The sequence below is a fragment of the Gemmobacter caeni genome, from assembly GCF_003054195.1.
In the GTDB taxonomy this organism is placed as follows: domain Bacteria; phylum Pseudomonadota; class Alphaproteobacteria; order Rhodobacterales; family Rhodobacteraceae; genus Gemmobacter; species Gemmobacter caeni.
Window position 1 is genome coordinate 1 of record NZ_QBKP01000041.1, and the last position, 10838, is coordinate 10838.

The 10838-nt window shown below is 61.6% G+C and carries 12 protein-coding genes; all 12 read left to right on the forward strand.

Annotated elements, in window-relative coordinates:
* Positions 1-591, forward strand: a 591-nt coding sequence (locus tag C8N34_RS24990) for a DUF1376 domain-containing protein (RefSeq protein ID WP_108130971.1), incomplete at its 5' end; no start/stop codon positions are given.
* A 101-nt stretch (positions 592-692) separates the two neighbouring features.
* Entirely contained in the window at positions 693-1379 is a 687-nt protein-coding gene (locus C8N34_RS24995; RefSeq protein ID WP_108130972.1) for a hypothetical protein, read from the forward strand.
* A gap of 2 nt (positions 1380-1381) precedes the next feature.
* Positions 1382-2008, forward strand: coding sequence for a transcription termination/antitermination protein NusG (gene nusG, locus C8N34_RS25000; RefSeq protein WP_108130973.1), 627 nt, complete (start codon positions 1382-1384; stop codon positions 2006-2008).
* Positions 2009-2190: 182 nt separating this feature from the next.
* Positions 2191-2907: a hypothetical protein gene (locus C8N34_RS25005; protein ID WP_108130974.1), complete on the forward strand. Its 717-nt coding sequence runs from the start codon at positions 2191-2193 to the stop codon at positions 2905-2907.
* Between the two features lie 99 nt (positions 2908-3006).
* A complete protein-coding gene (locus C8N34_RS25010; RefSeq protein ID WP_242013756.1) occupies positions 3007-3693 on the forward strand; it encodes a DUF1441 family protein in 687 nt (228 codons plus the stop codon).
* A complete protein-coding gene (locus C8N34_RS25015) occupies positions 3681-5849 on the forward strand; it encodes a terminase gpA endonuclease subunit (RefSeq protein ID WP_108130975.1) in 2169 nt (722 codons plus the stop codon). Before C8N34_RS25010 ends, C8N34_RS25015 begins: the two co-directional genes overlap by 13 nt.
* Entirely contained in the window at positions 5846-6052 is a 207-nt protein-coding gene (locus C8N34_RS25020; protein WP_108130976.1) for a phage head-tail joining protein, read from the forward strand. The genes C8N34_RS25015 and C8N34_RS25020 overlap by 4 nt, the downstream gene beginning before the upstream one ends.
* Positions 6053-6057: 5 nt before the next feature.
* Positions 6058-7638 carry a phage portal protein gene (locus C8N34_RS25025; protein WP_108130977.1) on the forward strand — a complete coding sequence of 527 codons (1581 nt, stop codon included), beginning with the start codon at positions 6058-6060 and terminating at the stop codon, positions 7636-7638.
* A 10-nt stretch (positions 7639-7648) separates the two neighbouring features.
* Entirely contained in the window at positions 7649-9781 is a 2133-nt protein-coding gene (locus C8N34_RS25030; protein WP_158640448.1) for a head maturation protease, ClpP-related, read from the forward strand.
* A 95-nt stretch (positions 9782-9876) separates the two neighbouring features.
* Entirely contained in the window at positions 9877-10209 is a 333-nt protein-coding gene (locus C8N34_RS25035) for a DUF2190 family protein (protein WP_108130979.1), read from the forward strand.
* Between the two features lie 4 nt (positions 10210-10213).
* Positions 10214-10534 carry a head-tail joining protein gene (locus tag C8N34_RS25040; RefSeq protein ID WP_108130980.1) on the forward strand — a complete coding sequence of 107 codons (321 nt, stop codon included), beginning with the start codon at positions 10214-10216 and terminating at the stop codon, positions 10532-10534.
* Positions 10531-10838 (forward strand): hypothetical protein (locus tag C8N34_RS25045; protein WP_146177490.1); only part of this gene is annotated, 308 nt, incomplete at its 3' end. The genes C8N34_RS25040 and C8N34_RS25045, both read left to right, overlap by 4 nt.

The following is a 10838-nucleotide window of genomic DNA, read 5'->3' on the forward strand; positions in this document are numbered from 1 at the left end:
ACGCTGGCCTCGCATGAATGGGTGGAGTTGCACATTCACAAGCTGCTGACCTCGCGCTTCCTGGCCTATGCGCTGCGCGAGGATCGCCGGGCCGACATCGGGACCGCGCTGATCCTGTGGTCGGAGTGCTACCGGCAGGACCCGGCAGGCACGCTGCCCGATGATGATGTGGAGCTGGCGCAGCTGGCCCGGTTCGGCGCGGATGTCGAGGGCTGGCGGGCGGTGCGCGAGGGCGTGCTGCACGGCTGGCGGCAATGCCATGTCGAGACTGGCGGCCAGATGCGATCTGACCGGCTGGGGCATCCCTTCATCGCCGAAATCGCTGAACGGGCGGTCAAGCGCAAGAAAGGCCGCGCGCGCAGCCGCGAGGAAAGCCGCCTGGCCGTCATGCGCAGTCGGGTGAAATCGAAGCTCAAGGGCATCGCGGGCATGACGCGGATCGCCAATTCCTCCCATGCGGTCGAGGCAATCACGCGGTGGCTGGATGAGCATGGGCTGTTCGTCAACGAGGACAATGTGCGCGTCGCAGCCGATGCTGTGGCGGGCGTGCCGCGTGTCGTCAGCCTCGGCGGGGACGGTGAAACACGCTGAAATCGCTGAAACGGTTTCAGTAACACGGTGAAAGGTTTCAGGGCGATTTCGCTCTTTTTTCAAGGGTTTCGCTGAAATTGCCCTACAGGACAGGACAAAGAATGACAGGACAGGACCTGACAGAACATTCCTTCCCGGAACGCGGGGCAAAGCGCGGGATGGCAGATGGGGCAAAGGCTGAGAAAATGGAGGATGCGATGACCGAAGGCGCAGAGACCGATGAAGGCCATGGCCGCAGGGCTGTGCGGGAGCATCTGATTTCCCGGCTGGAACAGGCCGGGTTTGTGCGCAAGCGCGGCGTGACGCTGGAGGCGCATGAGGCGCGGATGACGGTGATCGCGGAAAAGCTTTCCTACATGGACCCGGACAAGCTGGCAGCGTTGGCGGACGAACTGATTGACCTGTCGGGCGGCAAGGCTGACTGGCCGTCCGAGGTGCTGATCATGCACCGGGCTCAGGTCTGGCAGCCGCGCCCGCTGGCGCTTAACCGGGCGCTGGTCAGTTGGCTGGGGTCGGTCGAAGGGCCGAGGGCGGTGTTGCGCGGGGATCTGGTCGAGGTCTATCGGTTCCTGCGCAAATATCCGCGCCCACCGTTTGAATACGAACAGAGGGGCATCACGCAGGAGGCCGAGGATAACGCGCGGGGCCTGCGCATCCTGGCCGACAAGCGGGATCGCGGGGCCAGTCTGACCGATGCCGAGCTGCGGTGGGAAGCGGCCTATCTGCGCGACAAGGTCGATGCCTTGGCGCTGGTCGAGGCGGGGCAGAGCAAGCGGGGTGCGGCGTGATCATGCGGTCAAATGGATTTGAACAAACCGCCCTCAGGATCGGTGATGTCCTGCCGCCGCGTGACGTGGCCGGGATCGTGCTGCCGGGGCCGTCGCGATGGTATGCCCTGCGGGTCGCACCGCAGCGCGAGGATGAGGTCGAGGGATGGCTCCGCAAGCGCGGGGTTTATGCATTTCACCCGGTTCTGAAGCGGCAGACTAGGGCCCGTGGCGTGGTGCGGACCTATCATCGTCGCTATCTGCCCGGATATGTGTTCGCGCGGTTCTGCGGCGACCCAGTGGTGCATATGGTGATGTCATGCCCGTGGGTGATCGGCGCGCTGTGCCGGGCCGATGGGCATTGGGGTGTGTTGGAGCCTTCACGCCTTCAGGCGATCCATGCCATGCGTAAGCGGGATGAACGTATCGAGCGCGATCTGGCGGCAGATCAATTGCGCCGGCGGGAAGCATCCAGAATGCGGGCTGGGGATCATGCGATGTTCCGCGTCGGTCCGTTTGCTGAGTTGCCCTGCGAGGTCGTCGAACTTGTGGCTGATGGTGGCGTTCGTCTGCGCTTCCAGCTGTTCGGTCGCGAGGTGGTGGTGGATGGTGTTGCGGAGGATCTGGTTCCGCTTCGCAAGGCGGGTTGACAGCTACGCTCGGTCGGGCGTAGCTTCTGCGATCAATAGCCTCATGCCGGTAACCCTAGCGCGTATTGCGCCCGTGGCCCGGAGGGTGGGCGGCGGGGACCCGTTGAACGCGAGGTCCGACACGCCTTCATTGCGCCCGGAGCATCACGCTCCCGGGCGTTTCGCGTTTCAGAGGGGTGGAGATGGAAGAGCTGTCGATCAGGGTCGATGACAGTCAGTTCCGTCGGCACCTGACCAATCTCGAAGTGGCGCAGCTTCCGTTCGCGGCCGCGAATGCCTTGAACGACACAGCCAAGGATGCGCTTGAATACATCCAGCGTCGCATGGAAGTGGTGTTCGACCGGCCCACGCGGTTCACCAAGAATGCTCTGATGGTCTGGCGCGCTGACAAGCGGAACCTTGAAGCTCAGGTGAAAGAGCGGCCGAGTGTTGGCAGGCGCCATTACCTCAAGGTCGAGGAAGGTGGCGGCGCGCGACCGCAGACCGGGGTGGAAAAGCTGCTGTCCTCGCGCGTGGCTTGGGGGGGCGTGATCCGCAGTGTCCTGCCGGGTGAGCATGCCCGTCTTGACGGCTCGGGCAACTGGTCTTCCGGCGAGCGCAATCAGGTGCTGTCTGCCCTCGGGGCGCAGCGTGATCCGCGCACCAATACGACCGAGCGATCTGCGAAGCGGGCGCCCAAGAGGGCGAAATACTTTGTGCCCCAGCACGGTCTTGCTCCCGGCGTTTACCGGCGGGCAAAGCCTGATGACATCGCGGTGCGGGTGCTGAAGTTCAGCGACAAGGCGCCAAAGTACACCCCACGCCTCGGGTTCTACGAGGGTGTCGATGAGGTTTGGCAGCGCCGGCTGCCCGACCACCTCGACCGACGCCTCGCAGAGGCGGTCGCCCGGGCCAGGTAGGCGCGGGTCCTTCCGGGGTCAAAGCCGCACGCGGGTAATTCGCACCCCGGTTTGCGGGCGTTTTTGAAAATTTTTATGCTATGACAAGGGGTTGTTGTTGTGGTTGCTTCTGAGGGGCAGGTTGGCGTACCGGAACTGATCCCGGTTGAAGTCGATGATGTGCTTCGGGATATGCTGGATCGTTTCCCGCTGCCACATGGCGTGCAGGATGCGGACTGCAATCAGGAAGAGATCGCGCAGGCCTTGAATACCACGGTCACCACGGTCGCCAAATGGATCAAACAGGATGGCATGCCGGTGGTGCAGGCCGGAGGAAACGGCAAAGCCTATGTGCTGCGCCTATCTCATTGCTGGGCATGGCGCAGAGCGCGGGAGGCGGATCAGGACCTGAGGGCGCGCCATAACAAAGCTCAGGTGGTGGCTTTGCAGGCATCATTCCTCGGACTGGAGATGGACGATCCACAGGCGTCCATGACCCCGCAGCAGCGACGTGAAGCTGCGATGGCGGATATCGCCTGGTCAAAAGCAGCCCACATGCGTCGCCAGCTCGTACCGCTGGCAGATGTAGTCGACCTCTATGAGGCGATTGCCAAGATTGTTCGGGATGGACTTGAGGCTTTGCCCGACCGCCTTGAGCGTGAGTTGAGCCTGAAGCCTGATCAGGTGTCGGATGTTTCCCGGGCAGGTGCAGATATCCTGCGGGCGATGGCTGACAGGATCGAAGAGGAGGAACTGAGGGAGCGCGACGTGCCTGATGTCGAAGTGCAGGAAAGATGGCTGATCTGAGCGGTGTTCCGGTTTCTGCCCCATATGGGGCAGAGCCGCTTCCCTCTTATACCGATCCCCGTTCCGCACTCCGCATCGCGTTGCCTGCCATGCGCCCTGCAGAGCGGATTTCGGTCACGGCGTCGGCCGAGCGGCATATGCGGGTCAATATCTCGGGGCAGTGGCAGCCGTTTCGCGCGGACGTGGCGCCTTATATGGTCGAGCCGACCGACATGACTGCGTCGCGCCGGTTTCGTGGATTGGTGTTCGCCGGCCCGTCGCAGTCCGGAAAGACCATGATGCTGCAAACCGTGGCCTGCCACGCGATCATGTCAGATCCGGGTCGGATTGCCCTGTTTCAGATGACGCGGGATGCTGCCGCGTTGATGGAGCGGGAAAAGATTGGTCCGATGATCTATAACAGCCCGGATATCCGGGCACGTCTTGCGAGCGGTCGCGGGGCGGATACGATTTTTCAGAAACTGTTCACTGGTGGCGCGCATCTGACTCTGGACTGGCCGACGCCCGAGAAACTGGCATCGACGACAGTTCGCATTCTGCTGGCAACAGACTTCGACAGGCCAGCCTGGGGAAATGGGGTCATTGGCGACGGTGACCCTTATACGCAGATGAGAGCTCGTACCCGGACATTCCTGTCCCGGGGCATGGTAGTTATCGAAAGCAGCCCGGGTGCGCCAATCAAGGATGAAAATTGGCGCCCCCAGACGCCACATGATTGTCCGCCCGTGGCATATGGTGTGCTCTCTTTGTATCCGGGCGGGACGCGGGGCAGATGGTATGTGCCGTGTCCGTGCTGCGGTGCGATGTTCGAAATGACTTTTGCGCGTCTGGTTTATCCGGACAGCGCAGACCCTGTCGAGGCAGGTGAGGCCGCGCGGATGCGTTGCCCTCACTGCCGCGACACCTTCGGACATGAACTCAAGCGCGAGCTAAATGCCTCCGGTCAATGGCTGCACGAGGCAACGCCTGATGAGAGTGGCGAGATTCGGTTGGTGACCGTAGATCGCCCGGAGCTACGGCGAACGGATCTGCTTTCGTACTGGCTGGATGGGGCGAGTGCCGCTTTCTCGACCTGGGCTGAGCTCGTGACGGCCTATCGGCAGGCCGAGGCGCATTTCGATGCAACGGGCGATGAAGAGAAGCTGCGCGCAACGGTCAGCACCGGGCAGGCCCAGCCCTATCTGCCGCGCAGCGCTTCCAGCGAGATGGAAATCACGCTCCAAGGTCTGAAGGACAAGGCGCAGGATGTCAAAAGCCAGAAGGGTGTTGCACCCTCATGGGCGCGTTACCTGACGGTATCAGTTGACGTGCAGGGCACCTATTTTTCTGTCGGAGTGACAGCGTGGGGTGAAGGTGGGCGCCACCAGCCGATTGACAGGTTTGAGATCAATACGCCACCGGCAGGTGCGCCCGGAGCCGACGGCCGCACTTTGAAGCCATTTGAGGTTGCCGAAGACTGGCAGGTACTTGTCGGGCTTGAGGACCGTATCTGGCCTATCGAAGGCGGGGAATGGGGGCTGAAGGCCGTTTCACTGGCTGTAGATATGCATGGTGGTGGCGCCACGACCGACAACGCCTATCGCTTCTACAGGGCTCGCCGGAAGGCGGGCAGAGGTAAGAGATGGTATCTCACGCGGGGCCATGGTGGCTTGCATCATGTCGACAGGGTCTGGCTGCGTGCGCCGGAGCGGGCCAGCGGCAAACGCAAGGTGGCTTCAGATATCAAGATCCTCAACATGGCAACCGACCGTCTGAAGGATGTGGTCGCCGCGAGTGTGAGATTGCTCGATGATGGCCAGAATTACTGCCACATACCTGGCTGGATGGAGGCTGGCCATCTGACTGAATTCACGGCCGAGCGTCGCACGGCGAAGGGCTGGGAAAAGCGCCCTGGCATGGTGCGGAATGAGAGTCTTGATCACCTCGTTCAGGCGAGGGCGCAGCACATCATCCTGGGCGCGGAGAGGATCGACTGGACTTCCCCCAATCGCCATTGGGCAATCCTGTCAGCCGATAATGAATTCTCGGTCCCCCTCAGTTTGGCCGAAGCTGACAGACCGGATCGAACGGATCAGCAGCCTCAGGACAGGTCTGCGACGGAACATAAATCGCGTGGGCGTTTCGGTTTTTCCGCGCGGAAAGGGAAATGGCTATGACCTCTTACACAGGCGAGCAATACGAGACGCTGTGCCAGATGATCGCCAAGGGTGTCACGAGCATGGACCTCGGAAATGGTGAAAAGGTCCAGTTTCGCAGTCTGACAGAGATGCTGCGTATCAAAAGTATGATGGAGGCTGAGCTTGGCCTCAATCCCAAGGGGCGCAGCCGCGCCACCTATCCGGTCTATCGCAGGGGCTGAATTCCGTGAACAGGTTCGAGAAGGCCATTCTGGCCATCGCGCCCCAGTGGGGCGCCAAGCGTGCGCGCGCCCGTGCCATTGCCGCGCATTACGATGCCGCCCAGATCGGTCGGCGCACCTCCACCATGCGACCGACCCGCACCGATGCGGATAGCGCTGCGCGCCAGCGGCAGACCATGGCTTTCTTCTCGCGAGACATGATCCGGAATGCGCCTTTTGCAAAGCGGGGTCAGGCAGTCATCGCCGGCAATGTGGTGGGCGACGGGATTATCCCAAAAGTCACTGTGCGCTATCCGAAGCTGCGCAAGACCGGGCAAAAACTAATCCGGGATCGCGGGTTGAAGCGCATCGAAGAGCATTTCGACACGACCCGTATCGACCGCAATGGCCGTCTGAACCTTTACGGTCTTCAGAATCTGATCATGCGAGCTGTCGTTGCAGATGGTGAATGCCTTGTCCGCCTCCACAGCGACACGCTTGTTGACGGTGCCCTGCCGTTGCAGCTTGAAGTGCTGGAGTCCGACTATCTCGATCAGCACAAGGTCGGTGCCATTGAGGGTGGGGGCGAGATTCGTGACGGTATCGAGTATGATGCATCGTCGCGCCGTGTTGCCTATTGGTTGTTTCCTGCCCACCCCGGTTCAGATCGTCCCATGTTTCGGGGGGCGTCGGTTTCGGTGCGCGTTCCCGCTGATGAAATCCTTCATATCTACCGTGTAGATCGACCGGGCCAGCAGCGTGGCGTCACCTGGTTCGACGCTGTTATGCTGCGCTTGCAGGATCTCGCAGATCACGAAGATGCGCAGCTTGTGCGGCAGAAGATCGCTGCATGTTTTGCCGTTTTCAGAACCAATACCGAGGGCAATTCGGGTAATGCCGACGATGCCTTCGGGGAGATTTCACCTGGCATGATCTATGATCTGGCCGAAGGTCAGGATGTCAGCTTTGCAGAGCCGCCGGGTGTTGCTGCCTATGATGAATTCACCAGATCCGTGTTGCGTTCTATCGCTGCCGGACTGGGCATCAGTTACGAGGCGCTGACTGGCGACCTGGCGCAGGTCAATTTCAGTTCGGCTCGCATGGGGCGTCTGGAAATGGATCAGAATGTCAGCGAGTGGCAGCATCTCCTGCTCATTCCGCAACTGATGCAGCCCCTAGCAGAAGCCTTTGTGGATGCTTGGCAAGCGTTGGACGCCGAAGACTTCGCGGCGGCAGGCCTGCCCAATGATATTTGGCAGACGATCAGCCTGACATGGGTGCCGCCACGCAAGATCATCGTTGATCCGGCCCGTGAATTCACTGCCCTCCGAGAGGCTGTTCGTTCGGGGTTCGCTTCGCGCCAGCAGGTTGTACGCATGCTCGGTATCGACCCGGAGCGTCTGTTGGAGGAGCAGGTGCAGGATAAGGAAGACGCGGCCAATCTCGGGCTGTTGTTTGACAGCGACCCGCGGGCGGATGTCTCGCGCCTGTCGCGGGGGTCCGACAGCGCTGACGTGGTCGATGATACCGTAGTCAGCCTTCTTGATGCGATGCGGCAGGCCCATCCCCGCGCCTTTGGCGCGATTATCTCGAAACTTGCAGCCTGAGGGGGAACCCATGAACGAACTGCTGCTCTACGGCACGGTTGGATCGTCCTGGTGGGACGAAGAGTATTTCACCGCGAGAACGGTACGGGACACGCTGGCGGGCATGTCCGGGCCGCTGACCGTTCGGATTAACTCGGGTGGTGGCATCGCGACTGAAGGGCAGGCGATCTATACAGCGCTGCGTGGATATGCCGGTGCCGTCAATGTCGTCGTCGAAGGTATTGCAGCATCGGCGGCCAGTCTGATCGCGATGGCCGGTGACACTATCACGATGTCACCCGGGTCCATCCTTATGATCCATGATCCAGCGCAGGACTGGTTGGCGGAGCGTGGTACGTCGGCGGCGCATCGTAAGGCCGCAGATGCGCTGGACGTGATAGCCAACGCCTACGCTGGCATCTATGCGCGCCGGTCAGGCAAGAGTGTCGACGATGCGCGCGAGGTGATGAAGGCGGAGACCTATTTCGACGGCCCTTCGGCTGTCGAGGCTGGTTTTGCAACCTCCGTTGATGATGAAGGCGACGCGACCGAGCCAGCCGCTTTTGATTACAGGATCTACCAGCACGCGCCGGAGCGCCTGCTGTCAGCGGCTGGCGCGCTTCAGCGCGAGCGGCCACGAGCATCGGTTCTGGCCATGATGGCCGGTTTCGAGAAACCCACCGCCAAAGGAGGTAAAGCCATGGCGATGAAGACCAAACCGGCCCCGAAGGGCAGGGTCACGGCGACCACCGCCGCTGAAGAAGAGAATGCGCCCGATATGGAAGAGGATATCGAGCCTGAAATGGAAGGCCAGTCGGAAGAGGATGGCCAGGGTGATGACGGCGAAATGCCGGATGGCGGAGACGGTGGCGAAGGGGAAGACGACGGCGCTGAGGCTTCGGCTGCCCGTGCCATCGCGATCATCAACATGTGTGGTCGCCATGGTGTGAGCGCAGCTCGTGCCGCTGATTTCATCGGTCAGGGCATGACCACGCGGCAGGTCTATGCCGCCATCAAGGGCAAAGGAGAAGACAAGGTGGGTATCGACGGGCGCGGCCCGCGCACGCAGATGCGGCGCGATGAAACCGAAACGAAGCTGGAAGGCATGATCGGGGCCCTGATGGGTCAGACCGAAGGCCCCGCGGCTGATTTCCGCGGTTTGCGGCTGAAGCGCCTTGCGATGGAGCTTGGCCGGGCGAGCGGTCGCAGCGTCGGGTTCAACGATACCGAGGCCGTGCGTCGCGGCATGCGGGCGACGACCATGATGGGCGGTGCGATTGGCGTCAGCGATTTCGCCTATATTACGACCGAGGTGATGTCGCGCACGCTTCTGGCGGAGTATCAGCGCCGGGCTCCGCAATGGCAACTGGTCACCGGGGCGGCGTTGACGGCGATGGACTTCCGCGAGCTCTATGCTGTGCGGTTCGGTGGCGACTTCCAGCTGAAGTCTGTGCAGGAAAACGGTGAGTACCAGACGGCGAAGCTTGCAGACGAGGCCGAAGGGCTGAAGGTCGAGCGTCGCGGGCGGACGATAACCTTGTCTTTCGAGGCGGTCATCAATGACGACATGGGGGCATTTGCCCGCATTCCGCGTGAATTCGCCACGGCCGCCCGGGCCATGGAAAACGGAATGGTCTGGTCGCTGATCCGTTCGAATGTGGCCCTGAAATCGGACGGAAAAGCGCTGTTCCACGCTGATCATGGCAATCTCGCGGCCAGCGGCGGCGCTATTTCGGTGACGACCATTGCTGCGGCCCGGAAAGCGATGGCCGAGATGAAGATGTTCGGCTCGAAAGATCCCGACGATTTCATTGCGCCGGAGGCTGAGCGTCTGATCGTTCCGCCTGCGCTGGAGCTTGCAGCCCTCCAATTCACGGCTGACATCCTGCCGACCAAGTCGGCCGATGCGAACCCCTACAAGTCGCGTTTCGAGGTGCACACGGTGCCGAACCTTGGCGTTGTGGCGGGCGGGTCGGATACTGCCTGGTATCTGGTCGATCCCGATCTGCCGCCGATCCAGCATGCCTATCTCAGCGGCTATGAGGCGCCGACCGTCGAAACCATCGAAGGCATGAACCCGGACGCGGTCAAGATGAACGCGCGCCACATTTTCGGCGCCGCTGCGGTTGAATTCCGCGGATCCTACAAGAATGCGGGTGCCTGAGGTCCGCTGCAACTGATCTGACGCGGGGCGCCTTCGGGCGCCCTGCGTCTTTTCGTGAACCTGTCCAATGGTGGGCAAAACATGAGGAATATCCCATGCAAAACTATATCCAGCCGGGTCAACATCTGACCATCGCGGCGGCGGCGGCCATTCTTTCGGGGGAGTTGATTTTCTCCGGTGCGATCTGTGGCGTGGCGCAGGGTTCCGCCGAAATCGGTGATCCTGTCGTACTGGTTCGCACCGGCGTTTTCGAGCTTCCGAAGCTTGGCGCTCAGGCCTGGACGGTTGGCGCCAAGATTTACTGGGACGCTACCAACAAGCAATGTACCACCGTCGCTTCTGGCAATACCCTGATCGGGGCTGCCGCAGAGGCGGCGGCGAACCCGTCTGCCACTGGTATGGTGCTTCTGGACGGCGTGATCCGCTGATCTGATGACGGGTCTTTTTGACGGCGTAACCGGCCTGCTTTCCGGAGTGTTCGGTGGGTCGGTCACCTTCCTGCCTCAGGTTGGTGAGGGTCGGGTGGTCCAGTCTGTATTCCGCGAGACCCCGGTAGAGGTCACGGGGGATGATGGCGGTACAGTGATCCTCAACATGCCGACGTGGCGGGTGCGAAAGTCTGACGCTGTTGCGGTGCGTGGTGATCAGATCGAGGTTTCGGATGGTCGCCGGTTCATTGTTGGTCCGGGGTATATTTCCGGTTCTCCGGCTTTCGATGCCTTCGTGACATATAGGCTGGAACCCGTCACATGAGCGCATCAGACCGCCAGCAAATCCGCGCATCGGCCCGTGCCGCGCTTCAGGCCGGTCTGACAGGTTGGACCGAGTTCTTTGCCTGGGCGCAATCTGTCAACGCAGAGCATCTGCCCGCATGGGCCGTCGCCACTCCATCCGAGCGGCGGTCATCCGCATCTCAGGACACTGCGCAGCGCGAAACCTCGCTGGTCGTGGTGGTCAAGCTGCTGGGCGGGGATTTGATCGAGGATGACCTCGATGAAGCGGCCGACCAGATCGAAGCCGCCGTTGTCGCTGCACTGCGCGCCAGCAATCTCATGTG

Bases quoted from the DNA above. Each gene is read 5' to 3' on its own strand.
- C8N34_RS24995 (WP_108130972.1), top strand. From the start codon at position 693: ATGACAGGACAGGACCTGACAGAACATTCCTTCCCGGAACGCGGGGCA.
- nusG (WP_108130973.1), top strand. From the start codon at position 1,382: ATGCGGTCAAATGGATTTGAACAAACCGCCCTCAGGATCGGTGATGTC.
- C8N34_RS25005 (WP_108130974.1), top strand. From the start codon at position 2,191: ATGGAAGAGCTGTCGATCAGGGTCGATGACAGTCAGTTCCGTCGGCAC.
- C8N34_RS25015 (WP_108130975.1), top strand. From the start codon at position 3,681: ATGGCTGATCTGAGCGGTGTTCCGGTTTCTGCCCCATATGGGGCAGAG.
- C8N34_RS25020 (WP_108130976.1), top strand. From the start codon at position 5,846: ATGACCTCTTACACAGGCGAGCAATACGAGACGCTGTGCCAGATGATC.
- C8N34_RS25030 (WP_158640448.1), top strand. From the start codon at position 7,649: ATGAACGAACTGCTGCTCTACGGCACGGTTGGATCGTCCTGGTGGGAC.
- C8N34_RS25035 (WP_108130979.1), top strand. From the start codon at position 9,877: ATGCAAAACTATATCCAGCCGGGTCAACATCTGACCATCGCGGCGGCG.
- C8N34_RS25040 (WP_108130980.1), top strand. From the start codon at position 10,214: ATGACGGGTCTTTTTGACGGCGTAACCGGCCTGCTTTCCGGAGTGTTC.